Consider the following 25,057-nt stretch of genomic DNA (forward strand, 5'->3'; position numbering starts at 1 on the left):
AAATGACTCACATTAAATCAATGGAGGCTTATCATATGGTAAAATGGATCTATGACTTTAACGAAGGCAGAAGCAAAGATAAAGCATTATTGGGTGGAAAAGGTGCAAATCTAGCGGAAATGACTCACTTAGGATTGCCTGTTCCTTCTGGCTTTACCCTGACTACAGAAAGTTGTATGCGTTATCTTAAAAATGTCGCTTTCTTTGATCAACAATTGATAACAGAGATTCAAACAGCTATCGAACGGCTAGAAGTAAAAACAAACAAGTCATTTACGAACGATGATGAGCTATTGCTAGTTTCTGTAAGGAGTGGTGCAGTCTTTTCTATGCCTGGTATGATGGATACGATCCTCAATCTAGGTCTAAATGATTCACGAGTACATGCTTTAGCTGAGCAAACTAGTTTAGCTTTTGCTTATGATTGCTACCGTCGTTTGTTGCAAATGTTTGGCGATGTCGTCTACGGTATCCCCAAAGAAAAATTCAATCTTCTACTCACAAAAGCAGAAAAAGAAAACAATAAAACGGTTAATGTTTTCAACGAACAACAACAGTTAGCATTGATCAAAAATTATAAAGAGCTATTTATCAAACATAATAAAGTTTTCCCTCAACATCCTATGGATCAGCTAAAAGAAGCGATCCAAGCGGTCTTCCACTCTTGGAACAATCCACGAGCAAACGTTTATCGAGAGTTACATGGTATCTCTCATCATTTAGGCACGGCTGTCAATGTCCAAGAAATGGTTTTTGGAAATAGCGGAAATGAAAGCGGTACAGGTGTCGTCTTTACCCGAAATCCCGCTACAGGTGACAATCAGCTTTTTGGTGAATTTTTGCTGGATGCACAAGGAGAAGACGTTGTCGCTGGCATTCGCACGCCTCAACCGATCCAAGAGCTTAGTGAGCGATTACCTAATGTCTACCAAGATTTCTTGCACTACGCACAAATGCTAGAACTCCATTACAAAGATATGCAAGATATCGAATTTACCGTTGAACAGGGGAAGCTATTTATTTTACAAACGAGAAACGGCAAGCGCACAGCTAAAGCTGCTTTAAAGATTGCGACTGACTTAGTGAATGAGAACGTTCTTTCAAAAGAAGAGGCTTTGATGCGAGTGGAAGCAGAAATGATCGACCAGTTAATTCATCCGATTTTTAAACCTGAAGCCCTCGAACAAGCAACACCATTTGCTCAAGGCTTACCTGCAAGTCCCAGAGCTGCCACAGGTGAGATCGTCTTTACTGCCGAAAAAGCAAAAGAACGATATGAACAAGGAAATAAGGTCATCTTAGTTCGTCACGAAACCTCTCCAGAAGATATCGAAGGAATGATCGTTAGTGAAGCCATCGTCACTAGTCGTGGCGGGATGACTTCTCATGCCGCTGTCGTCGCTCGTGGGATGGGTACTTGTTGCGTGACTGGTACGGAAACCTTGACGATCGACGAAGAAGCAAAAACTGTAACAACAAATGACATTCGGCTAAAAGAAGGCGATATTCTCTCCGTCAATGGCAATACAGGCGAGATTTACTTAGGGGAACTTCCTACAGTTATCGCTGAAAACAATCAGGACCTTACTTTATTTTTATCTTGGGCTGATGAACTCGCCGACTTAGAAGTGCGCGCCAACGCTGAAACGTTGACTGATTTAACCACTGCTCTTGATTTTGGGGCTACAGGTATCGGGTTAGCAAGGACCGAGCATATGTTTTTCGGGGAAGATCGTATTTTAGAAATGCGCCGCTTGATTTTAGCAGAAGATCACCGAGAAATGGAAACAGCTTTGACAAAATTGCTGGCATTTCAAGAAAATGATTTTTATCAGATGTTCCAAACGATCCGAGATAAACCAATGGTCATTCGCCTACTTGACCCACCGATGCACGAGTTTCTTCCCCATGAGGCACCAGACATTGCGAATTTAGCAGACAAACTGAACCGATCAGTCAATGAGCTGACAGCAAAGATCGAGTACTTGAAAGAAACCAATCCGATGTTAGGTCATCGTGGTTGTCGCTTAGGTATCACTACACCAGAAATCTATCAGATGCAAGTCAAAGCAATCATTCAAAGTGCGATTCGGCTAGTACAAGAAGGAATACCAGTTGTTCCAGAAATCATGATCCCATTGATTGCTGAAAAAGAAGAACTAATGCACCTTAAAGTTTTATTGATCGAAACGATCGAAGCAACTTTCAACGCTCAAAACATCGTACCATTTTCTTACGAGATCGGTACGATGATCGAGTTACCTCGCGCTTGTTTGATTGCGGATCAATTAGCAGAACAAGCTGATTTCTTCAGTTTTGGTACAAATGATCTCACTCAAATGACCTATGGATTTTCTCGAGATGATATTGGAAAATTCATCAATCGTTACCAAGAAAAAGCGATCATGACCCATGATCCATTTCAACATTTGGATCAACAAGGTGTTGGTCAATTGATCAAACTCGCTGTTTCTAATGCACGACGAACCAAACCAACGATGACGATCGGCATTTGTGGTGAAGTCGGCGGAGATCCTCAATCCATTCCCTTCTTTCAAGCCATTGGAATCGACTATGTCTCCTGCTCTCCTTACCGGATTCCAGCTGCTCGATTAGCGGTGGCACAGGCTGCGATCCGTAGCCGTCCGTCTTAATTATTTATTTCTTTGTATCTAGTTTTAAAAAAAGTAACCACAGCCAACGTATCGAACGTTTTAGGCTGTGGTTACTTCTTTAGAGCGATATTATTTTACCGTGAGCTATTTTCTTTTTCTTCTGTTCTTCAGCTTCTCCTTTTCACGGATTCTCTTTTCTTGAAAGAGCAGTTCTTTCTGCAATTTCAAATAGTTCATATAGCGATTTTCTGATAGCTCTCCACTGTCGATCATATTGACTAAGATCCAACCAACATATCCTGCTCGGTCTTTATCTAAATTCTATTTTTAGCTACCTTTCTCTTTGTATCCTTTAAGAAAGACTGAGTTTTTTCATTCTCACATAAATACTTGTATCTAATACCACTTTTGTCACCAACAGAACGATAAGTATTAAAGCGACGTTGGCAACAAAAGAGTGAAAGAAGAACATATTATCTCGACTCATCCATAACAACACTTTATCAATTTCAAATGTATTGATTGGGAAGAGATACAGTATTTTATTCGGTATTCCCGACATAAAAATATGCGTCAGTGGTTGCGGAATGACAAAGAGTCCTAGTGAAATAGCTAGCGCACTAAATGGTGAACTACTCAAACTGGAAATCAGCATAGTTACGCCAGCGATGAACAGCACTCCTATTAACTGAAAAACAACACCGAACAAGTAAGCTTGAAGCATATTCCATCCCAATGGAAAATCAAAGACCTTCCAATCCAAGTTGGCTTGAACGCTCACATCCCACCCACTAAATCCATAATAAATATAAAATATTATCAAGATGATTAACTGAACGATCAGGAAGGAAGCTATAGCCATACCTGTTCCAACCAGAATTTTTGATTTTATCATTTTTGTTCTGCCGTACCTTGTAGACAACAACAAAGGAATAATATTTTTTGAAGTATCATTCGCAAAAAGAATCGAGCATATCAGAATGACAAACAGCGAAATTGGGATAAAAGCAATTGAAGTGACATTTAACAAATCCGTCCAAGTCTTAAAATTCCCTATTTTGATCGGAAATCCCATTTTTTTATAGCCCACGTTTTTCATAGATAAAAGATTCACATCGTCAATGGTATATTTTTTACCGTCCCTAATGGCATCTATCATTTCAACATAAACATCTTGCTCCTCGTGATTTGTGAATGTATCGACCACTGACCATTGAAAGTAATCAAATATTTGAATGTTTTTTCTTTTTTTGTCCTGATAAATCTTCAAATAGTCAGATGTAATTTTTTTAACCTTATGATCAGTCAACTCACCTTGGTACTCATTTGTAAAATCTAGATATCTTTCAATTGATTCCCTACCCGAAACATCAGTAATATTTTTAGCTCCCCTAAGTTGCGACTGAAAAAAGCCAATATAGACGATTGCAAAAAGACTCAATAACAAGACAAGCCCAGATCCAATAATCGATTTGTTTTTCAGTATCTTTTCACTTTCAAATTTAAAAATCTGCATTCGTTTGATCCTCAGTTCTAAAATAGTATAAATACAAATCTTCCAAGTTCGCCTTCACATGGAGAGCATTGTCATTCGGTTTGACCGTCGAAATGATTCTTAATATGACACGATCATCTACATACTTTTGATTGCTTACAGGATATTTTTGGTAATATGATTCAATCTCGTCAAGCGATGTTTTAACTTCCCACACACTGTTTTCGATATTATTCATTAATTCAGTTACTAATCCTCTATCTTGAACCACACCTTTATTTAAAACCAACACTTCATCCGAAATATATTCCACATCAGATACAATGTGAGTAGATAAAATAATAATTTTATTCTCTGATAGGGAGCTGATTAAGTTTCTGAACCTCACTCGCTCTTTTGGATCTAATCCTACTGTTGGTTCATCAAGTATCAAAATTTCAGGATCATTAATCAGTGCTTGAGCAATTCCTAAACGTTGTTTCATACCACCTGAATATTTCTTTATTTTTTTATTCTTTTGCTCTGATAGCCCAACTAATTCAAGCAATTCCAAACATCGTCTTGTTGCTAGTTTCCCTCTCAATCCTTTTAATGCTGAGATATAAAGCATAAACTTTATCCCTGTAAAATCTGGATAATAACTGAAATCTTGTGGTAAGAAACCTAGTACCGATCTAAATGCTTCACTATTTATTGTCACATCCTCATCGTTATATAAAATTTTCCCACTATCGGATTTGATCACTCCACAAATTAATCTAAAAAGAGTTGTCTTTCCTGAACCATTGGCTCCAAGCAAGCCATAAACTCCTGCTTTCAACGTTAGAGAAACATCATCTAAGGCTTTTAATTCATCGAATTTCTTAGTAATATTCTTTATTTCTAATTTCATATAAAATCACCTCCCATGTTATGTTGCTTTAACATTTGTCTTATCAATGCAAGAAGTCCAATTGAAGTAATCACATAAACAATCGTCCAATAAGAAAGTGGAAAACTATAAATGTTGAATATCCCTTCGATAATAATCGATACTGCGACTAGTACTCCCGAACTAGTCCAAAGCAATAGGTTCGACAAGTTATTTCGTATTAGAGTAAAAATTGAGAATAAAACAATACAGAAAACATTGAACGGAACGAGAAGATACAACGCAAAACTTAAGAAAGACACAGGAAATATCTGCTTACCTACCACCGCAAGAATCACTATCAAAAGCAAATCAAATACACCAAAAACAAGCATTTTCATCGCTGTATGTTGCCGTAAATCGTATTTAAACGTCTGCTCTAGCTCCCACATATTATTCGTGAAGCTCTTAAACAGCTCATCTGTGAAAAATATCACTGAAAAAAGAACCATTCCTGTTATCCCTCTCAGAACATGTTCATAGCTCATTTCACCCTTTGAAAACATAAGAAACAAGGAGAATCCTAGAAGTTCAAATTGAATACTCCACAATTTCCATCCCACAAACTTAATTGAGGATAAAAACAAACTTAAATAGGATTTTCTTGAAATTTGGTTTTTAAGCATTTGCTTGTTTCCCAATCTCACTATTCTTTTTTTGGCTTCTTGGGTAGAAATATCATTTTTCAAATAATCTCTATTCAAAATAATAGTCCTCCTTTTTAAGTATTTGTTTCATTTTGTCTAGTCCTTGTTGAATCCTTGATTGTGCTGTTGGCACACTCGTTTTAGTTAACTGTGCTATTTCCTTAACTTTCATATCATAGAAAAATTTAAGTATGATCGCTTCTCTTTGGTACTCTGGCAGTTGGTCTAACGCACGCTGAATGTTCCTGTTTTGATCATTTATGAAGTCAAAGCTTGAGTCTTGGTCTTCTAACTCTTTATTGTAAGATTCATCGAATACTACTTCGTCAAAATCATTTTTCTTGCTATAGCTATTACACGTATTCACAGCAATGGTGAAAAGATAATTGAAGAAACTTCCTGAAAATTTATAAGAATCAATGCTGCTTATCACTTTCAAAAACGTTTCTTGGATTAAATCTTCAGCTAATCTACTTTTTCCAAAAAACCTTCTTCTGCAATAATTGAAAATTTTGTCGTAATATTTATCAATAAGTTTTTCCCAAGCGTCAACATCTCCTGACTTTATTTTCAGGATAGTTAGATAGTCGTTGATTTCTCTCACCTACCTCTCTTTCAATTCATCAAGGAGTCAAAATCCGCCTGGATCTACTTTATTTTGACAAGGCTTATTCTTGACATTGTTTTTCTTACCATGCTAAAACCCCAAACCATAATGAGTGGAATTAACACTCCCATCATTACACGAAATAAGCCATTAACGACAGTAATTTCGTTATGCCACAAATTAAAAATTTGAATAGGTATCATATGTAGCAAAAAAACACTTTGACTATAGGGTTTCAACTTTTCAAATCCGCTTATCTTGTTTTTCGTAATAACTAATAAGCCAAACAAACACACCGTAAATGGAATAGTGAAGTACATAAAATTCTTATCGATTCCTTGATTTTGAAATACGATCATTCCTTCAAAAACTCCAATAAGACTAGCTAAGAACAATCCATAGAAAAGTGACTTGGAGTATTTTTTTAATTTATACTTATTATCTGCTAGAACAAACCCTATGAGAACAAATATCGGACTAAAGAAAAAGCCATTCCTTGTAGTCGCAAACACACTGAAATATTTTTCCACGCCTGAAACGAGCAACGGATTAGAAAAAAATGCTGAATATGTTTCAATAGAGCCAATCGAAAAGAGCAAGAAGCAAATCAGCAGCATCCATCTATAACCTAGTTTTTGAAGCATGTATCTCACAATAACTATCGAGAAGACTAAAGCAGGAAAATACCACAAATGATAGAAGCTCCCACTGTAAAAGAAAGAGACAATAAGTGCTATTGGTAGTAATCCTAAATGAACTTGGACTGTCTGTTGTATCAACTGAATACCAAAAGGTATGTAAAGCATAAATGTCACTGCATAGAGATATACTATCTTTCTCAGCCACTTCAGCGAATGCCCTTCTCTTTTGCTGTTCAATCGAAAGAAGTACGCATTATTTACGAAGAAAAACGGGACAGCGATTCGGCAAATCATGCTTTTAACTATAAAATGCAATGTTGGATCACTAACAATCGTTCCAGAGTGGACAACGACAACACAAACCGTTGCAATAAATTGCGCAATATATAGGTTCTGATTTTTGTTCTTCATGGCTTCTCCTTATGATTTGGCTCTTACACTAACAATTAACTGTAAAAATAAAAAAAACATTTAAAGATTAGCAAAATCTAATAAATATATGTAAATATCAAATGAAAGTTTTTTAAATAGTATTTTCTCATTCGGATTATCGACATTTATCGTAAGCAACTGGCTTTTCTAACTAAATATAAAGAAAGCCTTCCAAACATCTTACAGTAATGAAGCATTGGAAGGGAAAAACATAAAATCAAGGTCATCAAAAATTGAAAAAAAAAAGAACCCTTGAAAATTCAAGGGTTCTTCCTCTGTCTGATAACAAGAAATTAACGACGGATTTCTTTGATACGAGCTGCTTTTCCGTGTAATGCACGTAGGTAGTACAATTTCGCACGACGTACTTTACCGTAACGGACAACTTCGATTTTTGCAACACGTGGTGTGTGCAATGGGAATGTACGCTCAACGCCTACACCGTTAGAAACTTTACGTACTGTATAAGTTTCGCTGATTCCAGCACCACGGCGTTTGATTACAACACCTTCAAATAACTGGATACGTTCACGAGTACCTTCGACAACTTTCGCATGAACACGTACAGTGTCACCAGGGCGGAAAGCTGGAATGTCAGAACGTAGTTGTTCTTTTGTTAATTCTTCGATTAATGGATTCATTGTTTTCTTCTCCTTATTCCAAACATTCTTATGAGTAATTTCTCACAGCGGAACATCGTAATAGTTAAGTGTTTTTACACTCACCATAGAATACTATCATATTCTATGGTGAGTGTAAAGAAAATTTTCATTTATTTGTTGCAACTCAAGCTTCTTCTTTTTTGATCTCCGCTAGCATTTTTTCCATTTGCGGTGTCATGTCTAATTTTTCTAACATGTCTGGACGTCGAAGATATGTTCGGCGTAAGGACTCTTTTAGTTGCCATTCTTCAATCAATTTATGGTTACCATTGGTCAATACTTCTGGTACTTTCATATCTTTGAATTCTGCAGGTCTTGTATATTGAGGATGTTCCAACAAGCCAGTAGAATGCGAGTCTGTTTGGGCAGATGTTTGATTACCTAAAACATCCGGCAATAGCCGAACGGTCGCATCGATCATGACCATGGCACCTAGCTCTCCACCGGTCAGTACATAATCTCCCAATGAGACTTCATCTGTTACGAGTGAACGGATGCGCTCATCATAGCCTTCATAGTGGCCACAAATAAAGATCAGATGCTCTTCTTCCGAAAATTCTTCTGCCATTTTTTGATTGAACGGTTGACCAGCTGGATCAAGTAAAATCACCCGTTTCTTAGTCTCTGGATGTTTTTCTTCGATGGCTTTGATATTGTCATAGATGGGTTGGACTTTCAATAACATCCCTGCTCCACCACCATAAGGATAGTCATCGACCGTTTGGTGTTTGTTGTCCGAATACTCACGGAAATTAGAAACATTGATTTCTAACAATTCTTTTGCTACTGCTTTACCAATGATCGATTCCCCCATCGGGCCTTCAAACATTCGCGGAAACAGAGTCAACACGTCAATCTTCATCATCGATCAATCCTTCTAATAATGTCACACGAACCAAGCCATTTTCAAGATCGACTTCTTGAACGACGGAATCGATATAGGGGATCAGTGCATCTTTTTTCTTTGGTCGTTGGATGACCCAAACATCATTTGCGCCTGGAGATAAAATCTCTTTGATCTTTCCTAGTTCTTTCTCGTTTTCATCGATGACCTTCAAGCCAATGATTTCATGGTAGTAATATTCATTTTCTGTCAATTCAACTAAGTTTTCTTTTGATACACGTAAGATACCATCACGGTATTTTTCAACGTCATTGATGGAAGGATGATTCTCAAAGCTGAGTAAATCAAAGTTTTTATGTTTACGGTGACTTTTTACAGTCAATTCTACAGGAGCTTTTCCTTCTTGGAAGAGTGTCAAAACTTCACCTTTTTTGTAACGTTCTTCAGGGAAATCTGTGGTTGAGATGACACGGACTTCGCCTTTGATTCCTTGGGTATTGACAATCTTGCCAACATTTAGATATTCAGTCAACTTTTGTCCTCATTTCTTTCATGATTCTTGTCACTCTGCTTGGTCACGATTTGCTTTTGGACTCAGAGTGTTCTATCGTTTCCTGTCTATTTTAGCATGTGGTTCTTGGCAATTCTAGTCTTCTTTTATTGTTGTTCCATGGAAACAGCCATTTTTAATGCATTCATCGAATCTTGATTCGTGATTGTATAAACAGTGGTTGGTTGTTGCCAAATGATCCGAGTATTTTGATTGGTGCCATCGGTCATATTGATTTCGATCGTTCCGACTTTTTCCGGTGCAGGTAAGCGGGCAGATTCCAAGTAAGTCACGATCTGTTTCGCCAAAGGTACAGGATCTTGTCCGTCAATATTGCTGGCACGTATTCGTAACCGCCAATTTCCTTCTTGCCATTCAAGAATCGAAGAACCTGCAGCACCTTGTTGATAACCGACGATGTTATAACCGAGATCGACTTGTCTTCCTCCAGTATCGACTGTAAATGGCTGAATCGTGTTCAGTGTTTCTTGGGAAGATGCAAAGTCATCTTGATAAAGGTAAGAAGCGATTGGTTCTGCTTGGTTCAATGAGGCGTCGTTTAGTGGTAGTGCTTGTTCTGATTGATAGTATAAGACAGAAAAGCCTTGTTTTGTCATCGTTGCTGCGATGTTCAAGTTAGATGACCCAACTGGGATCTCTTTTGGCATCGGTGTGTCTGGATACTCTTTTTGCAATTGCTCAAAGGCAGTTTGCGTCGAATTTTCTTGTGTGCTCGTGCTTGTTTCAGCTGATGATGCTGTTGAAGCTGTTGTCTCCTGACTACTTGTGGAAGATGACCCTATCTCTTCCTTTGAAGTAGTTGTTTCTGTCGTACGAACTGTTTCATTTGTCGTTTCTTGACTCGTTTCACTTGGTGATTGACAAGCACCGAGTAAAGCGACAGCGAATAAGCTGATCAAACCTATTTTTTTCATTTGAAACACTCCTCTCTTACTATTAAGGATACGCTTTGTACCTGTTTTTGCCAAATATGATCTCTAAAGAACACAAAAAAAACTGTTTCGCGAAAACGAAACAGTTTATTCTTTATTGTCGATGATATTCAAACGCACTTTTTTCGGTGCATTGATTCGTACTCCGTAAACGATCGTGCGGATTGCTTTCGCAACGCGCCCTTGTTTACCGATGATACGACCGATATCTTCGGGAGCCACAGTTAGATTGTATTCGTAAAAATCTTCCGACTCAACGACTTCTAGCTGGACTTGATCAGGATAAGTAACTAACGGACGAACGATTGTTAAGACTAAGTCGCTTAAATCTTTCATATCCGGTCACCTTATTTCTTTGAGAATTTAGCTTCATGATGTTTTTTCATAACGCCTTCTTTTGAAAGGATGTTACGTACTGTATCTGAAGGTTGTGCACCTTTTGATAACCAGTCAAGTACTAAATCTTCTTTTAAAACTACTTCTGCAGGGTCTTTCAAAGGGTTGTAAGTACCTACAGTTTCGATGAAACGTCCATCACGAGGAGAACGAGAATCAGCTACGACGATACGGTAAAAAGGACTCTTTTTAGAACCCATACGTTTTAAACGGATTTTAACTGCCATTATATATTTCCACCTCCATTGTTTTATTCACAAGATGTAGTGTACCAGTTTTTTTTTACCCTGTAAAGCTTTTTTTCTTTACAGTCTGATTTTTTTCTATTTTTATTCTTTCTTTAAGTCGTTAGTGTCCTTTTCCATGGATTTCTTCTTACTTTTTTGAATCATCAAGGTTGAACATAGGAAGCTTGTAAATCCCCTATCCATAAGCATTTCTTTTGTTTTCGACTCTACATTAAAATAACCCAAGTGTTTTTATTTGCTCAGTTTACTTATTTTTTGTAAGATAAATATAGAAAGATTGAAGGAGGAATTGTTTTATGACAAAAAAAATTGGTTTTTTCATCGGAAGTTTAAGAAAAGATTCATACAATAAGAAAGTTGCAGAAACTTTTTCGGACTTATTACCGGAAGGATACGAGAGCGTATTTGTAAAAATCGATGACCTTCCTTTTTATAACGAAGATATCGAGACACCTGAGCAAACACCTACAGAATGGACACGTTTCCGTGAAGAAGTCAAAGATCTAGACGGCGTGATCTTTGTTACTCCTGAGTACAACCGCTCAGTGCCAGCTGTATTGAAAAATGCCTTGGATGTTGGTTCTCGTCCTTATGGTCAAAGTGTCTGGGATAAAAAACCTGGTTTAGTGGTCACTGCTTCTCCTGGTGGAGTCGGTGGTTTTGGCGCAAATCATCACTTACGTCAATCATTAGTCTTTTTAAATGTCCCAACATTACAACAACCAGAAGCGTATATCGGAAATATCACTAACTTACTTGATGAAGATGGCAACATTATCCAAGGAACCGTTGATTTCTTCCAAACGATTTTAGATGCGTATCTAGATTTCGCTGGAAAATTGAACGCTTGATGTCTTGCTAATTTTACAAAAAACCACGAAACAGCATGTTGTTTCGTGTTTTTTTGTGTGACCTACTATTCTTTGTGCCCTTCTTTACGATAGTGTAGCTCAATAAACTCGCCAAAGCGTTTCGTGTCCACCAATTGATACCGCTGTACATAATCTCCTTCTTGAAAAAGACGAATCCCTTTCCCAAGTAATACAGGCGCAATTTGAATGTACCATTCATCGATCAGTTGCTGTTCAATGATTGGTTTGAGCAAACGACCGCCACCAACTACCCAGATCCTTTGTTCACTTGATTCCTTCAACTCCTTGATCAAGCTTACGGGATCTTCGTGAACGACCCTAGCATCCTCTAACTTCAATTCTTTGTCTGTTGAAAAGACATAATTGGTTTTTTCTGGATAGATCTTGGCTGTATCTAAATATTTTTTGGCTTCTTGATACGTTTTTCTGCCCATGATCGTTACATCGATGGTTTGATAAAACGCATCATAGGTTGTTTTTTCCCCAGTAGGCGTATCGAAGAGCCATTGCAAGTCATCATTAATTGTTGCTAGATAGCCATCCATACTGATTGCTCCGTAAAAAATGATCTTAGACATTTCATCTTTCTCCTTTAGCGAGTGACTTCTTGGTGGCGAAAACATGTGATCAGGTGATCGTTGATGATCCCTACCGCTTCTAAAAAGGCATAAATGGTCGTACTTCCAATAAATTTGAAACCGCGTTTTTTCAAGTCCTTTGAGATGCGATCAGAGAGTTCACTAGTAGTTGGCACTTCACTTTGGTCTTGGTAGTTTCCGATTACGACTTCGCCATTGACAAAGGACCAGAGGTAATCAGAAAAACTCAGTCCGGTTGCTCGCATGGCTAAAATAGCTTGTGCGTTAGCGATTGCCGCTTCAATTTTCCGGCGATTGCGGATGATTCCTTTATTGCTCATCAATTCTTCGATTTTTTCTTCAGTATAGCTAGCGACTTTTTCGAGTTCAAACTGGTCGTAAGCCTCATCGAAAGCTTGGCTCTTGTTCAAGATCGTTTGCCAGCTGAGACCTGCTTGATTGATATCAAGCATTAATTTACGGTACAGTCGTTGGTCTTCATATTCAGGTACTCCCCAAATCGTATCATGGTACTCACGCATTATTTCAGTTGATTCACTCCATGGACAGCGTTGCATCGACTCACTCCTTTTAGGATTTTCAGACAATGTATCAAAAAACTCCGAAGACAAAATTAAATACGTCTTCGAAGCTTTTTTGCACTTGATTACTGTTTATTTCTTTTTCTTCTTTTTCTTTTTGTTTTTCTTCATCATGCGATTCATCGCCATTTTTCCTAGCTTACCTTTGACACCGGTACCGAACATTTGGTCCATGCCAGGAATATTCATGTCCCCTTTAGACATTTGTTGCATCATCTTACGGGATTCTTTGAATTGTTTGATCATACGATTGACTTCCACTACGCTGTTCCCTGAACCAGCAGCAATTCTGCGTCGGCGGCTTGGATTCAATAGGTCTGGGTTTTCACGTTCTGCAGGTGTCATCGAATAAACCATTGCTTTTTTACGCTCAACATCTTTCGGATCAACTTTGATATTTTCGATTCCTGGCACCTGATTCATTCCTGGGATCATTTTTAATAAGTCTTCGATTGGGCCCATACCCATGACTTGATCCAATTGTTCAATGAAATCATTGAAGTCAAATGAGTTCTCACGCATTTTTTGCGCAAGCTCTTCTGCTTTTTTCTCATCATAGTCTTGTTGCGCTTTTTCAATCAGCGTCAACATATCCCCCATACCAAGGATACGACTTGCCATACGATCTGGATGGAAGACTTCTAAGTCAGTCAGCTTTTCACCAGAACCGATGAACTTGATTGGTGCACCTGTCACTGAACGAATCGATAACGCCGCTCCCCCACGTGTGTCTCCATCTAATTTTGTGATGACGACCCCTGTGATCCCTAATTGTTGATTGAAGCTATCCGCAACGTTGACGGCATCTTGACCAGTCATCGCATCGACAACGAGTAGGATTTCGTTAGGTTGTGTCAAGTCTTTGATTTGTTTTAATTCATCCATCAATGTTTCATCAATGTGTAAACGACCGGCTGTATCGATCAATACGTAATCATTTTTCTTTTCTTTTGCGAGTTCCATCCCTTGACGAACGATTTCTACAGGACTCACATCTGTTCCCATATCAAAAACCGGAACATCCAATTGCTGTCCTAAAACTTTCAACTGGTCGATGGCAGCAGGACGGTACACGTCACCTGCAATCAATAAGGGACGAGCATTTTCATTTTTCTTTAAATAATTCGCTAATTTACCAGTAAACGTTGTTTTACCTGCCCCTTGCAAACCAGCCATCATGATGACAGTCGGGATTTTTGGAGATTTAGTCAATTCGACCGTTTCTGAACCCAAAGTGATCGTTAACTCTTCATCCACGATCTTTACGATTTGTTGTGCTGGAGAAAGACTATCAAGTACTTCTGCTCCAACTGCACGTTCGCGCACACGTTTCGTAAAATCTTTGACTACTTGTAAGTTGACATCGGCTTCTAATAGCGCAAGACGGATCTCGCGCATCATTTCCTTGACGTCAGCTTCAGAGACTTTTCCTTTTTTTCGTAACTTTGACATCGCCTGTTGTAGGCGTTCAGTTAAGCTTTCAAATGCCATATTTTATTCATTCCTTTTTGTTATTCTTCGATTTCTTGAATTTTTTTGATGTATCCTTGCAGCGTTTGATCTTCAGGATACTGTTCATTGATATAGTTCGTCAATTCTGTCAACAACTGTTCACGAACGACATAATCAGAAAAAAGGTGGAGTTTTTTTTCGTAATTCTCCAAGATCTTGCTCGTTCGTTTGATATTATCATAAACTGCTTGGCGACTGACCTCATATTCTTCAGCGATTTCTCCAAGTGAAAAATCATCTGCATAATATAATTCCATATAATTCATTTGTTTCTCAGTCAACAGTGTCGAATAAAATTCAAAAAGAGCATTCATCCGATTGGTTTTCTCAATTTCCATTCAACTCACCTCGTTGATCCATCCACTCTTCTTCTGAGCAGACACTGATTTTTTGTTGGAGAAAATAGGCGGTTGCTACGCCAATGCCTTCTTTCAGACTACCAGTGAAACTACCATCATAGATAGTTGATGAGCCGCAGGAAGGACTATTTGCTTTTAAGATCAACGTTGAGATCTGCTTTTCCTTGAGTACTTGATAAGCATTGATCGCACCATTTTTATAAGCTTCTGTAACATCTTTTCCAGAGATCGTCATGACCTTAGCCTGATGATCCCAGACATCAAACCCATCACCACCAACGATTTCTGCTGGTTCTCTTGGAATGGGCAAACCTCCTGCTACTTCTGGACAGATCACGATTGCTTGACCTTCTGTCACGAGTTTTTTTAAGGCAGGGATTGTTTGTTCCCGGCCATCATAGCGACATGAGACGCCACCTAAACAAGCACTGATACCGATCATCGGACATTTTCTCCTTTAGCTGAGCAAATTGCTTTTATATTATACCATTTATTTAGCTGGTTAAATAGTCCTTGCCCCCGATTCTGTGCTAAAATAAAGGAGATGAAATTTATCAAAAGGAGAATTTATGAAAAAAGTACTAGTTGTTGATGACGAACCCTCAATTGTAACATTACTGACATTCAATCTTGAAAAAGAAGGATATAAAGTAACCAGTGCTGCAGATGGTCAAGAAGGTCTTGATCTTGCATTGGAACATTCATATGATTTCATTATTTTAGATGTGATGCTTCCTTCGATCGATGGCATCGCGATCACACAAAAGCTCCGTCAAGAAAAAAATGATACACCTATATTGATCCTAACAGCTAAAGATGATCAAGTCGATCGAATCATCGGACTGGAGATCGGTGCGGATGATTATTTGACGAAACCTTTCAGCCCTCGGGAAGTCCTTGCACGGATGAAAGCCATCTTTCGTCGGATCGAGCCCCGTAAAACTCAATCTGATGAGGCAGAACCAGAATACTTATCGATTGGACAAATCAAAGCCGACTTGACGAATTATCAAGTGACGATCGAGGACCAACCGATCGAACTTACGCCGAAAGAATTTGAGTTGCTTGTTTATTTCATGAAACGCAAAGATCGAGTGATCGACCGAGATACACTGTTGGATCGTATCTGGAATTTTGATTTTTCTGGACAAAGTCGTATTGTTGATGTCCATGTCAGTCATTTACGTGAAAAAATCGAGCGTGATCCGAAACATCCTAAATATTTACTGACTGTTCGGGGCTTTGGTTATAAATTCCAGGAACCAAAACGATGAAAAAACAATGGAAAAAATTCTCCGAGCGCTTGTTTTTTCTCATCTTGTTGCTTGGCTTATTTTTTGGTGGATGGCAGATCATCTCCCATTATTTCCAACAACAGATCATTGAACAACAAGAAAGTTATTTGACTAAAAAAGCGCAGTTATTGGCTCGTCAACTAGATGTCGAGAATCCTACTTCTGCTAGTAATAAAACAGTTCTGGATGAATTTGTCCATCAATCCAATGAACGAGTGACGTTGATCGATCAAACTGGCACGATCATTTATGACACAGAAGAATCTTCTTTGCATGAACAAAGAAAAACACGCCCGGAAATCAAAGCGATCTTAGAAGGAAGTACGCTTGGTACTTCTCTTCGTAAGAGTACGACATTGAATGAAGAATTACTTTATGTCGCCTTGCCCATCAAAGTCAATGGAAAATTGGTAGCGATCATTCGCATCGCTGAACCTACAAGTGGCTTTCTTCCTCGTACGGAAAGTTTTCGCCGTTGGGTATTCGGTTTCTTCTTGGTTTTCTTTCTTTTATTGACATTTATGATCTACTACCTGATTTACCAACGAAACCAACCACTCAAAACAGTGATTCCTGTTTTGAAAAAAATGGTCAAGAACCCGGAACAAACGGAGATCATCATGCAGACTTCTGATCAATGGGAAGAATTATACCAGACGATCAATGGCTTGAGTGAACAGATGACCAAAATGTATCGCGCTTATACGACGACGGAGGAACAATTATACAGCTTGTTGAATGAATTGATGATCGGTGTCTTTCTGATTGACTCCAATGCCACACTGCGCCTGCTTAATCCAAAAATGCAAGTCCATCTAGGTGTGAAAGATTATCAAGAAAATCAACATTACACAGAAGTGATCCGCGAACCAAAATTGATCCAATTGATCCATCAAGTTTCTCCGTCTGAACCGATCGTTCATCAAGAAGTCACGATTGCTGACGGTACGCAAACACTGGATATCAGCTTGCGTTATTTCAATAGTTCAGAGGATACTGGACAAATTTTAGGTGTTGCTTATGATCTGACAAAAGTCAGACATTTAGAAAAAATGCAAAAAGATTTTGTCGGCAATGTCTCACATGAATTAAAAACACCTGTCACTTCTTTGATTGGGTTTACTGAGACTTTACTGGACGGTGCAAAAGAGGACCCCGACACACTGACTGAATTTCTATTGATCATGCAAAAAGATGCGATTCGTTTAGATAAGCTGATCCGAGAAATTATTCAGTTATCAAAAGACGAAGAGAGTTTACATGAAACCCAAACGATCTATATGGAGCCTTATTTCCAACAGGTGATCCAAAGCTATCAACCAATGATTCGGAAAAAACAGTTGACGATCAAATTGATTGGAGAAAATACTGCCTTTACGACACATCCTGATTTGCTTTACCCGATCATCAAAAACTTATTTGAAAACGCGATCCAATATTCAAAAGAAGAAAGTGAGATCATCCTTCGCTACGAAAGCCACGATCAGCTGATTTTCTCTGTACAAGATTTTGGTATTGGTATCGATCGCGAAGATCAAGAACGCATCTTTGAACGTTTTTATCGTGTAGATAAAGCGCGTAGTCGTCATTCAGGTGGTACAGGATTAGGATTGTCGATCGTGAAAGAATACGTGAATTTACTTCATGGCACGGTGGAAATCAAGAGTCACCCTGGTATCGGCTCTACCTTTATTGTGACGATCCCTAAAATCAATTAATCGTGGACCTGATAGGTATAAATGAAATAAGCGTCAACATCCAAGAACATTTCTGTTTTAGGAGGTTGACGCTATCTTTTTGTATACAATAAGTCTTGGCTCACTTCTTGAAAAAGGGGAATACTTTTCTCCAACGTTTTTTCGTACGTGTCGTATCGATCTTATCTAAATGCAAATATTTTTCCACGAAAAAGGTCAACTGACGAAAGATGGATTCTGCTGCGAAAAAGAGCATGACCACCATTAAGATAGACACTGGCGAAATGGCTGATATTGAAAATAGTTTATGCAAGAAGACAACAGAAAAGACGATTCCACTTGCACAAAATAGCATGATCCGTGTTCGAAATTGATTCAATGGTTGACAGATTTTATAAAGGACTAAAAAGCCAACAACGATCAGCAACATGGTAGAAGCTGTCGACGTATCGGTTTTGTTCAGATTTAAAATCGAACCACCCACGACTAAAGCGCCTACCACCATCATATCGGTCAGACCACCCGGAATGGCTTTTTCCAAGACGTTCTCAATGAATCGGCCTTTGATTCGGTTTTCATTTTCTTCCAATGCTAATAAAAAGGAAGGTAACCCGATCGTAAATAAACTGATCAATGTGATTTGTGAAGGTTCTAATGGATAAGTGAATGCAAAAAGAACAGAAAAAACAGACAATAAGAATGAAAAAATATTTTTTACTAAGAAAAGACTGGCAGAACGTTCGATATTGTTTACGACACGCCGTCCTTCGCCAACAATCTCTGGCATTTTAGAAAAATCTGATTCCAACAAGACCACTTGTGCCGCTTGCATCGTCGCTTCATTCCCTGATGCCATCGCAATGCTACAATCGGCTTCTTTCATCGCCAAGATATCATTTACCCCATCCCCAGTCATCGCCACTGTATGCTTCTCTTTTAGTAAACGGACAAATTCCTTTTTTTGTTCTGGTTTGACACGGCCAAAGACAGTATATTTTTCCATGGCTTCTGGAAATTCTTCTTCCCTTAACGAGGAGACATCCACATATTGCTCCGCGTTTGAAATACCCGCTTGTGTGGCAACATGAGAAACTGTCGCTGGGTTATCACCAGAAATCACTTTGATAGCAACTTCTTGTTTCTTAAAGTAATTAAACGTTGCTTTCGCTTCTTGACGGATCGGATTAGCAATCAATAAATAACCTAACGGGATAACGGCTTCTTCCAAGTCTTCTTGTGACAGTACCCCTTGGTATTCACCGAAAACTAATACCCGATAGCCTTGTTCCGTATACGCGCTAAATTCAGAAGCATAACTCGTGAACGCTTCGCGTAAGACCATTTCTGGTGCTCCAAGGACATACGTTTTATCCGTAAATGTCACGCTGCTATATTTTCTCACAGAAGAAAAGGGTAAACTTGCTGTTGCCTCCCTGTCAGAATGCTTCGTGAAGTAATTTTTGATTGCTTGCATCGTTTCATTGTCAGCTTCGATTGCCTGTGCGTAGTCACCAAGTAATTCATCCAACTGATCTGCTGTTTGTTTTGCTAAAGAATTTTCAGGAATCAGCACACGTTGAACGTCCATTGCATTTTCAGTGATTGTTCCTGTTTTATCGACACATAATACATCCACTCGTGCTAACGTCTCGATGCTTTTCATGTCATGCAGCAACACTTGTTGTTTTGCTAAGCGCGTCGCACTCATTGCTAGTGCAATCGTTGTGAGTAGGTACAGCCCTTCAGGAATCATGCCGATCAACGCAGCTTCCATCGAAACAATACTCTCTCTTAATGTATTGCCATTGTAAAAATAGCTTTGAGAAAATAAGGTCAATCCAATGGGGATAATGATGATCCCTACCCATTTGATGATCTTATCTAACGAAGCAATCATCTCGGATTGTTCTCCAGTACCCATTTCTTTTGCTTGCATCGTTAATTTGGCAATATAAGATTCATTGCCAACTCGTGTCAACTGAACTTTTGCTTTACCCGTAACGATGAAGCTTCCTGACATTAATTCATCGCCGATTTCCTTACTTATCTCATCCGCTTCACCAGTCAATAACGCTTCATTCACTTGTAGATTACCTTCTATGATCTTTCCATCTGCGGGGATCTGGTCTCCTGTTTTTAGAATGACGAGATCATCTAGAACTAACTCTTCGATAGTTATCTTCTGTTCTTGACCATTCCGTAATACTTTGACTGTTGCGGCATGTAACATGCTCAACTGATCTAAAATTTTCTTGGAATGGATCTCTTGATAGATCGCAATGCCAGTATTTGCCAATATGACAGGTAAAAAAGTCAAATTTTTATAGGAATTGACGACACACAATAAAATCGCTAGGACTAAAAAAATCAGATTGAAATAAGTAAAGACATTTTCCATCACGATTTGTTTGTTCGTTTTAAATGTAGGACTCGTTGCTTGATTGACAGCGCCAACACGTATTCGCTCTTGGACCTGTTTGTCTGTCAGCCCTTCATTTTTGTTAGGATCGATGCGTTCTAATTGTGCCAACATTTGCTGTATCTGTTTTTCTCGCTGCTTTTCTTTTCTTTTCATAACTAATCCCTCAACTTTTTTTCTACTCTTTAACCATACGTCATTTTGCCAAATAAATCCTCAGATATAACTGATATTCTTCTTTCAAAACTGTCATATGGAAAAAAACGAAAACGTAGAGTGAGCAATAAACTAAAAAAGCTTAGATCCTCAACGAGGAACTAAGCTTAATAATCAATGGTAGTCGTTATGAATAAACATGTGATTGAAAGATGTATTCAATCTTATGATAAGTTACCTTCTGCGTCACGTTCAACTTTCATCATGCTGATCGGTAGGTAGCCTAAATCTTGTACTGGTCCTTCTTGAACGGCATCAGTCATCATGAAGTCTAAGAACTTCTTCACTTCTGGTTCTGGTTCGCCATTTGTATACATATGCTCATAAGACCAAATTTCCCAGCTATTGTCTGAGACATTTTCAGGAGTTGGTTCTACACCGTTGATTTTCAACGCTTGAGTAGAATCATCTAAATAAGAGAATGCTAAATAGCTGATCGCACCTGGTGTTTGTGAAACGATTTGACGAACTGTTCCTGATGAATCTTGTTCTTGAGATTGTATTGGTACAGCGCCATCTAATGCCCAGTATTCAAAGGTTGCACGAGTGCCACTTCCGTTTGCACGGTTGATGACGTTGATTTCTTGATCTGCTCCGCCTAGTTCACTCCAATTAGTGATCTTACCAGTGAAGATCTCGATCAATTGTTCTTTTGTAATATCTTCAACGCCTGTATCTTTATTTACGATTGGTGCCATTCCAACAACTGCTACACGATGGTCTACCAATTTACTTGCATCGATCCCATCTCTTTGTTCTGCAAATACATCAGAGTTTCCGATTGTTACAGCACCTGACGCTACTTGACTAAGACCTGTTCCACTTCCGCCACCTTGAACAGAAATCTGATAGTTGGGGTTATCTTGTGTAAACATTTCTTGTGCAGCATCAACTAAAGGTTGCAAAGCGGTTGAACCGACCGCTACGATTTTTACTTGATCATCTGAACTAGCTGAGTTGCTTGCTGATCCATTCGTACTTCCTGAACCAGAACCACATCCAGCTAAGATAAAACCTAATACTCCTAAAGAAAATAAAACTTTTTTCATTTATATGCCCCTTTCTTAGTTACAAATTGATTGTATCAGGGTACTGTAAATCCTAGATATTGAATATGTAAAGTTATTGTTAAGTTGTGTAAATATATCGTAAAACAAAAAAACGTCCGAAAATGGACGTCCTACAAAAAACTATATCTTTTCTATAAGTAAGGATTGTTCACGGATCTCTGTATAATAGAATAGGCCAACTGCTAACGCAAAGGAAGCAATCGCTACATAAAAACAAGGTTTGATGGTCAAAAAATACATCGCAGAATAGCTTGTATCTTTTAGTCCACTTTCACTTAATCCATTCGGACCGATGATGATCCTCGGTAATATCGAGAAATAAGATGTAAAGACCAGCATAGAAGAAAACTGGATCAAATGCCAATTATACTTTTTTATAAATGTTTTTGAAACGATCAAATTCACACTGATCAAAAAATAAAAAAGGGTCAATGTCGGAAAATTTTTGGAAATAATAAAGCCACTTCCATTGATGATGCCAAGAATCTCAGCACCTTGTACTACTGCATTCACCCATGTAAAAGGCAAAAGAAAAATTGGGAAAAACCAAAGAAACAAATACAATTGTTCTAGTTTTATTCTCTTTTTCATACAAAACCTCCCAAAAGACACTCCATCTATCATACTATATTCTATTTCTCTAAAAAAACTGAGGGGAAAGACTAGTTTTTTAAGAATAAAGCAATGAGAGTTTATTCATTTTATTCAGAATATTTCAAAAAAGAATTGATTATTCATTGTTTGATTTTACAATAAAAACCAAAGGGAAATGATTTGGAGGAATGTACCTTTGCGATTATTTTACATAAAAAAAACAATCTACTTATTGATGTGTGTGCCTTATTTTTATCTCGCTCTACTTTTTGATTATTATTATCATTCAGTCATCCTATTTATATTATTGATATTTTGGGCTTTTTTTGTTGGTTTTACGTTGAGGCGAACCAATCGTTTAAAAACATTGTTTCTTGGCAATCTTTGTTCTGCGAGCACCTCTTATTTATTTTTTGCTAAATGTACAGAATGGCATTTTTTGTATCATCCTTTTTCACCTGAACAGATCATCTTACTGCTCGCTGGTATTTACTTATTTCCACAGTTATTAGGGATCATCTGGGGTAGCATATTCGCGCGTTATCGTAGACATACTCACTTTTAATGACAAACAAAGTAAAGCATCCACAACAGCTGTGAACTGTCCTCAGATGCTTTACTTTTATTTTTATGCTCTATTTTACCTAGTTGTAATGTTTGATAAATAAATTATCGTCAATACTTCGCAACTTATTATATTTCATGTAAATAGATTTTCTTGATGATCAGCTTATCGAATAGTTGCGATTGACTATCTTGTTCACCGATGATCTCTGCGATCACGATTTTACCATTTGGTTTTTTCCTTAATTGGTAATTGATTTTACCCGTTTCTGTTAATTCATTGAGCATATCAACAACCCCGCCAAAACCAGTTTTCTTCGTAATGAATCCTAATGCTACCATTCGTTCATCAAGATTTTTAGCAGAGATAGACACACCTGTAACTAAATATTGTTTTAAGACGCTAACCAATTCATCTAACGATTCAGAAGTGGATACGATGGCCGTGCGATTTTTTGTGAATGGTTCGTTTGTCGCTGATCCATTTGTTTTTGTCTCTTCTGTTTCTGTCGCAATGAGTTGGCGAAGCGTGGCTAATTCTTGCAACAACGTTTCATATTGCTCTTGGGTCAACATCACACCAGCAACTTTTTCACGATTAAAAATATATACGCCTGTTTCAGCTTTTCTAGCTTGGTCAAACACATCCATCGGCGATCTTTTAACTTCTGTAATCGAAGATGTAGGTACTTCTAGTTTCTTTAATTCCAATGGATTTTCCTCCTTTGTTTTTCCAGTCCATTATAGCATATTCTAGCGCTCGATGATTCGTTTACTCGTAAAAGTTATCTTTGTGTTGATCCAATAATCGATGTCTGATAATAGTCTTTCGATTCCTAGTGAATCTTGATAAAAATATGTTTTCTGATCATTAGTGAGACTAGCAGAAAAAAAGTGATCTGTGATGACAAGTTGAGCATAACTAGGTGGCTTACTTCTGGTACATACATGGATCGATGTTCGTTTACGATGACGTAACGTTTTATCTAAGATGGCTGCAAGTCGTCTAGCTTCTTCGTGGTCATAGCGAAAAAAGAACACGATTTTCACTTCCGGTGCATACATCTCCAAATAGCCTCGTTCATTCAATAATTTCAGCAACATCTTTGCCCAATCGGTCGTTGGCTGAAACAAAGCTTGTTGTAAAGCGATACGAAACTGGTTTGATTTCTCAATGAAATTAGGGATCGTGTCTGCCAATGCTTGGTAGGCAACGGCTTCTTCATGGATAAAGCGATCATGAAGACCAATTGAATATTTCAACCACTCTTGGAATAGTACTCTTGTTATTTTCTTTTTGTTGGAACTTTCAAAATCATTCGTCAACCAAAATAATGAATCTAATTTTTCAGTAACAATCGATAATTTTTGATAGACGGAGGTTTTTTCGATCTTTTCCCACCGCTTGTCTGTGATCAAATGGCTATTCAGTCGCAGGATAGCCCGATAATTCTTTTCTTTTGTCGGAAGCTTTTGTTCAGAGCGAAAGAGTAGTTCTGGAAAAATCTCATAGAAGAACAATTGATGATTTGTAAAAATCTCAATATCTGTATGTTTGGGACGATGATCTAGAAGTTGGATGAATAGTTCTGAAAATGTTTGATCATGGTCTTCCTTAAAAAAAGTTGGGAACTCTTTGAGAAAGCAAAAAAGTAAATATCTGATTTTTCGTTCAGAACCATAGATTTGCTGCTTTTTATAGGAAAAAGAAAGATGATAATCCCCTAACCATTTTTTCAATCGTTCTTGTGCGGAACGATCATATTCGAAGGAGTATTCCCTTTGTAAAATCAGATCCCGTAGTAAACAGAACGAATCCGATCGGATCAAAAATTCAAACAAAAGAAATGGTTCATTGTATGCTTGGTGGTAGACGAGTTGGACTTCTTTTTTATCATACGCTAGTTCTAAGGGATAATCCTCTGATTTCAATCGCTTCAAATAACGATCGATCGTTTTGACATCAACATCCATCCTTTTTGCTAAGTCGCTTTTCTTCCATGTCAGATCTTTCATTTGGTTGATCAGTAAAAAGATATTCTGTGCATTTTTTGTTAGTAATGTTTGCCAATTCATTGCTTAACCTCACTCTATCAATAGTTTTTCCAGAGTGGCTCATCAATACTCTGAAAATGTCTCTTATATAAAGTACGCAAAGAAATATTTTTTGTTTTTCTTATTTTACTAATTTACAAAATTAACCAGAAATTAATCCAAAGTCTCTCGTTTGTGTAAATCGTACCAATGACAAAAAAAGGAAGTAGGACCTTAGTTCCCTC

Annotated in this window: 26 protein-coding genes; 5 read left to right on the forward strand and 21 right to left on the reverse strand. The window is 38.0% G+C overall.

The features are described from left to right. Positions 1 to 35 precede the first annotated feature (35 nt). Complete coding sequence (ppdK, locus tag EM4838_RS09170) at positions 36 to 2,654, forward strand: pyruvate, phosphate dikinase (protein ID WP_071867506.1); 2,619 nt, start codon at positions 36 to 38, stop codon at positions 2,652 to 2,654. 313 nt (positions 2,655 to 2,967) lie between these two features. Here the strand turns inward: ppdK and EM4838_RS09175 are convergent, their stop codons facing one another. The 11 genes from EM4838_RS09175 to rpsP all read right to left on the reverse strand — a co-directional run bounded on the left by EM4838_RS09175 (position 2,968) and on the right by rpsP (position 10,979). Continuing rightward, entirely contained in the window at positions 2,968 to 4,131 is a 1,164-nt protein-coding gene (locus EM4838_RS09175; protein WP_071867505.1) for an ABC transporter permease subunit, read from the reverse strand. Then, positions 4,118 to 5,002 (reverse strand): ABC transporter ATP-binding protein, encoded by an 885-nt coding sequence (locus EM4838_RS09180; RefSeq protein ID WP_071867504.1) that lies wholly within the window; start codon positions 5,000 to 5,002, stop codon positions 4,118 to 4,120. Before EM4838_RS09180 ends, EM4838_RS09175 begins: the two co-directional genes overlap by 14 nt. Next, positions 4,999 to 5,724 carry a hypothetical protein gene (locus EM4838_RS09185; RefSeq protein WP_071867503.1) on the reverse strand — a complete coding sequence of 242 codons (726 nt, stop codon included), beginning with the start codon at positions 5,722 to 5,724 and terminating at the stop codon, positions 4,999 to 5,001. The genes EM4838_RS09180 and EM4838_RS09185 overlap by 4 nt, the downstream gene beginning before the upstream one ends. Continuing rightward, a complete protein-coding gene (locus EM4838_RS09190) occupies positions 5,717 to 6,271 on the reverse strand; it encodes an RNA polymerase sigma factor (RefSeq protein ID WP_071867502.1) in 555 nt (184 codons plus the stop codon). Before EM4838_RS09190 ends, EM4838_RS09185 begins: the two co-directional genes overlap by 8 nt. Before the next feature lie 44 nt (positions 6,272 to 6,315). Further along, positions 6,316 to 7,326 (reverse strand): acyltransferase family protein, encoded by a 1,011-nt coding sequence (locus tag EM4838_RS09195; RefSeq protein ID WP_071867501.1) that lies wholly within the window; start codon positions 7,324 to 7,326, stop codon positions 6,316 to 6,318. Between the two features lie 314 nt (positions 7,327 to 7,640). Beyond that, positions 7,641 to 7,988: a 50S ribosomal protein L19 gene (rplS, locus tag EM4838_RS09200; RefSeq protein WP_002286913.1), complete on the reverse strand. Its 348-nt coding sequence runs from the start codon at positions 7,986 to 7,988 to the stop codon at positions 7,641 to 7,643. A gap of 145 nt (positions 7,989 to 8,133) precedes the next feature. Continuing rightward, positions 8,134 to 8,871 carry a tRNA (guanosine(37)-N1)-methyltransferase TrmD gene (gene trmD / locus EM4838_RS09205; protein WP_169823226.1) on the reverse strand — a complete coding sequence of 246 codons (738 nt, stop codon included), beginning with the start codon at positions 8,869 to 8,871 and terminating at the stop codon, positions 8,134 to 8,136. Then, complete coding sequence (gene rimM, locus EM4838_RS09210; protein WP_010735009.1) at positions 8,861 to 9,385, reverse strand: ribosome maturation factor RimM; 525 nt, start codon at positions 9,383 to 9,385, stop codon at positions 8,861 to 8,863. The genes trmD and rimM overlap by 11 nt, the downstream gene beginning before the upstream one ends. A gap of 125 nt (positions 9,386 to 9,510) precedes the next feature. After that, positions 9,511 to 10,338 (reverse strand): hypothetical protein, encoded by an 828-nt coding sequence (locus EM4838_RS09215; protein ID WP_071867499.1) that lies wholly within the window; start codon positions 10,336 to 10,338, stop codon positions 9,511 to 9,513. Positions 10,339 to 10,443: 105 nt separating this feature from the next. Next, positions 10,444 to 10,692 (reverse strand): KH domain-containing protein, encoded by a 249-nt coding sequence (locus tag EM4838_RS09220; RefSeq protein WP_010735007.1) that lies wholly within the window; start codon positions 10,690 to 10,692, stop codon positions 10,444 to 10,446. Between the two features lie 11 nt (positions 10,693 to 10,703). Further along, complete coding sequence (gene rpsP / locus EM4838_RS09225) at positions 10,704 to 10,979, reverse strand: 30S ribosomal protein S16 (protein ID WP_010735006.1); 276 nt, start codon at positions 10,977 to 10,979, stop codon at positions 10,704 to 10,706. 317 nt (positions 10,980 to 11,296) lie between these two features. Here rpsP and EM4838_RS09230 point away from each other — a divergent pair, with 317 nt between their 5' ends. Beyond that, the gene (locus EM4838_RS09230; protein ID WP_071867498.1) at positions 11,297 to 11,851 is read left to right on the forward strand and encodes an NADPH-dependent FMN reductase; all 555 of its coding nucleotides are present in this window, start codon (positions 11,297 to 11,299) and stop codon (positions 11,849 to 11,851) included. 65 nt (positions 11,852 to 11,916) lie between these two features. On the opposite strand, the gene EM4838_RS09235 is transcribed toward EM4838_RS09230, so the two are convergent. The 5 genes from EM4838_RS09235 to EM4838_RS09255 all read right to left on the reverse strand — a co-directional run bounded on the left by EM4838_RS09235 (position 11,917) and on the right by EM4838_RS09255 (position 15,365). Continuing rightward, positions 11,917 to 12,450: a dihydrofolate reductase family protein gene (locus EM4838_RS09235; protein WP_071867497.1), complete on the reverse strand. Its 534-nt coding sequence runs from the start codon at positions 12,448 to 12,450 to the stop codon at positions 11,917 to 11,919. A gap of 14 nt (positions 12,451 to 12,464) precedes the next feature. Then, complete coding sequence (locus tag EM4838_RS09240) at positions 12,465 to 13,028, reverse strand: DNA-3-methyladenine glycosylase I (protein ID WP_071867496.1); 564 nt, start codon at positions 13,026 to 13,028, stop codon at positions 12,465 to 12,467. A gap of 96 nt (positions 13,029 to 13,124) precedes the next feature. After that, positions 13,125 to 14,543: a signal recognition particle protein gene (ffh, locus tag EM4838_RS09245; RefSeq protein ID WP_071867495.1), complete on the reverse strand. Its 1,419-nt coding sequence runs from the start codon at positions 14,541 to 14,543 to the stop codon at positions 13,125 to 13,127. A gap of 20 nt (positions 14,544 to 14,563) precedes the next feature. Further along, positions 14,564 to 14,902 carry a putative DNA-binding protein gene (locus EM4838_RS09250; protein ID WP_010735001.1) on the reverse strand — a complete coding sequence of 113 codons (339 nt, stop codon included), beginning with the start codon at positions 14,900 to 14,902 and terminating at the stop codon, positions 14,564 to 14,566. Further along, the gene (locus EM4838_RS09255) at positions 14,892 to 15,365 is read right to left on the reverse strand and encodes a 2-thiouracil desulfurase family protein (RefSeq protein WP_071867494.1); all 474 of its coding nucleotides are present in this window, start codon (positions 15,363 to 15,365) and stop codon (positions 14,892 to 14,894) included. Before EM4838_RS09255 ends, EM4838_RS09250 begins: the two co-directional genes overlap by 11 nt. Positions 15,366 to 15,492: 127 nt before the next feature. On the opposite strand from EM4838_RS09255, the gene EM4838_RS09260 reads away from it, so the two are divergent. Next, positions 15,493 to 16,197, forward strand: coding sequence for a response regulator transcription factor (locus EM4838_RS09260; protein ID WP_010734999.1), 705 nt, complete (start codon positions 15,493 to 15,495; stop codon positions 16,195 to 16,197). Then, positions 16,194 to 17,936: a sensor histidine kinase gene (locus tag EM4838_RS09265; RefSeq protein ID WP_071867493.1), complete on the forward strand. Its 1,743-nt coding sequence runs from the start codon at positions 16,194 to 16,196 to the stop codon at positions 17,934 to 17,936. The genes EM4838_RS09260 and EM4838_RS09265 overlap by 4 nt, the downstream gene beginning before the upstream one ends. Before the next feature lie 100 nt (positions 17,937 to 18,036). Here EM4838_RS09265 and EM4838_RS09270 read toward each other — a convergent pair whose 3' ends face one another. The 3 genes from EM4838_RS09270 to EM4838_RS09280 all read right to left on the reverse strand — a co-directional run bounded on the left by EM4838_RS09270 (position 18,037) and on the right by EM4838_RS09280 (position 22,211). Continuing rightward, complete coding sequence (locus EM4838_RS09270) at positions 18,037 to 20,490, reverse strand: cation-translocating P-type ATPase (RefSeq protein ID WP_071867492.1); 2,454 nt, start codon at positions 20,488 to 20,490, stop codon at positions 18,037 to 18,039. Positions 20,491 to 20,714: 224 nt separating this feature from the next. Further along, the gene (locus EM4838_RS09275; RefSeq protein WP_071867491.1) at positions 20,715 to 21,599 is read right to left on the reverse strand and encodes a phosphate ABC transporter substrate-binding protein PstS family protein; all 885 of its coding nucleotides are present in this window, start codon (positions 21,597 to 21,599) and stop codon (positions 20,715 to 20,717) included. Positions 21,600 to 21,740: 141 nt separating this feature from the next. After that, positions 21,741 to 22,211: a hypothetical protein gene (locus EM4838_RS09280; RefSeq protein ID WP_010734995.1), complete on the reverse strand. Its 471-nt coding sequence runs from the start codon at positions 22,209 to 22,211 to the stop codon at positions 21,741 to 21,743. Positions 22,212 to 22,410: 199 nt separating this feature from the next. Here EM4838_RS09280 and EM4838_RS09285 point away from each other — a divergent pair, with 199 nt between their 5' ends. After that, positions 22,411 to 22,779, forward strand: a complete 369-nt coding sequence (locus EM4838_RS09285) for a hypothetical protein (RefSeq protein ID WP_233433729.1) — start codon at positions 22,411 to 22,413, stop codon at positions 22,777 to 22,779. Between the two features lie 128 nt (positions 22,780 to 22,907). Here the strand turns inward: EM4838_RS09285 and EM4838_RS09290 are convergent, their stop codons facing one another. Further along, entirely contained in the window at positions 22,908 to 23,489 is a 582-nt protein-coding gene (locus EM4838_RS09290) for a prevent-host-death protein (RefSeq protein WP_071867489.1), read from the reverse strand. A gap of 42 nt (positions 23,490 to 23,531) precedes the next feature. Continuing rightward, positions 23,532 to 24,854 carry a hypothetical protein gene (locus EM4838_RS09295; RefSeq protein WP_071867488.1) on the reverse strand — a complete coding sequence of 441 codons (1,323 nt, stop codon included), beginning with the start codon at positions 24,852 to 24,854 and terminating at the stop codon, positions 23,532 to 23,534. Positions 24,855 to 25,057 lie beyond the last annotated feature (203 nt).

It is taken from the genome of Enterococcus mundtii, assembly GCF_002813755.1.
Lineage (GTDB): Bacteria > Bacillota > Bacilli > Lactobacillales > Enterococcaceae > Enterococcus_B > Enterococcus_B mundtii.

Coding starts and splice junctions, on each gene's coding strand:
- ppdK (WP_071867506.1), top strand. CDS start 36: ATGGTAAAATGGATCTATGACTTTAACGAAGGCAGAAGCAAAGATAAA.
- EM4838_RS09175 (WP_071867505.1), bottom strand. CDS start 4,131: ATGCAGATTTTTAAATTTGAAAGTGAAAAGATACTGAAAAACAAATCG.
- EM4838_RS09180 (WP_071867504.1), bottom strand. CDS start 5,002: ATGAAATTAGAAATAAAGAATATTACTAAGAAATTCGATGAATTAAAA.
- EM4838_RS09195 (WP_071867501.1), bottom strand. CDS start 7,326: ATGAAGAACAAAAATCAGAACCTATATATTGCGCAATTTATTGCAACG.
- rplS (WP_002286913.1), bottom strand. CDS start 7,988: ATGAATCCATTAATCGAAGAATTAACAAAAGAACAACTACGTTCTGAC.
- trmD (WP_169823226.1), bottom strand. CDS start 8,871: ATGAAGATTGACGTGTTGACTCTGTTTCCGCGAATGTTTGAAGGCCCG.
- EM4838_RS09215 (WP_071867499.1), bottom strand. CDS start 10,338: ATGAAAAAAATAGGTTTGATCAGCTTATTCGCTGTCGCTTTACTCGGT.
- EM4838_RS09220 (WP_010735007.1), bottom strand. CDS start 10,692: ATGAAAGATTTAAGCGACTTAGTCTTAACAATCGTTCGTCCGTTAGTT.
- rpsP (WP_010735006.1), bottom strand. CDS start 10,979: ATGGCAGTTAAAATCCGTTTAAAACGTATGGGTTCTAAAAAGAGTCCT.
- EM4838_RS09230 (WP_071867498.1), top strand. CDS start 11,297: ATGACAAAAAAAATTGGTTTTTTCATCGGAAGTTTAAGAAAAGATTCA.
- EM4838_RS09235 (WP_071867497.1), bottom strand. CDS start 12,450: ATGTCTAAGATCATTTTTTACGGAGCAATCAGTATGGATGGCTATCTA.
- EM4838_RS09240 (WP_071867496.1), bottom strand. CDS start 13,028: ATGCAACGCTGTCCATGGAGTGAATCAACTGAAATAATGCGTGAGTAC.
- ffh (WP_071867495.1), bottom strand. CDS start 14,543: ATGGCATTTGAAAGCTTAACTGAACGCCTACAACAGGCGATGTCAAAG.
- EM4838_RS09250 (WP_010735001.1), bottom strand. CDS start 14,902: ATGGAAATTGAGAAAACCAATCGGATGAATGCTCTTTTTGAATTTTAT.
- EM4838_RS09255 (WP_071867494.1), bottom strand. CDS start 15,365: ATGATCGGTATCAGTGCTTGTTTAGGTGGCGTCTCATGTCGCTATGAT.
- EM4838_RS09260 (WP_010734999.1), top strand. CDS start 15,493: ATGAAAAAAGTACTAGTTGTTGATGACGAACCCTCAATTGTAACATTA.
- EM4838_RS09265 (WP_071867493.1), top strand. CDS start 16,194: ATGAAAAAACAATGGAAAAAATTCTCCGAGCGCTTGTTTTTTCTCATC.
- EM4838_RS09270 (WP_071867492.1), bottom strand. CDS start 20,490: ATGAAAAGAAAAGAAAAGCAGCGAGAAAAACAGATACAGCAAATGTTG.
- EM4838_RS09275 (WP_071867491.1), bottom strand. CDS start 21,599: ATGAAAAAAGTTTTATTTTCTTTAGGAGTATTAGGTTTTATCTTAGCT.
- EM4838_RS09280 (WP_010734995.1), bottom strand. CDS start 22,211: ATGAAAAAGAGAATAAAACTAGAACAATTGTATTTGTTTCTTTGGTTT.
- EM4838_RS09295 (WP_071867488.1), bottom strand. CDS start 24,854: ATGAATTGGCAAACATTACTAACAAAAAATGCACAGAATATCTTTTTA.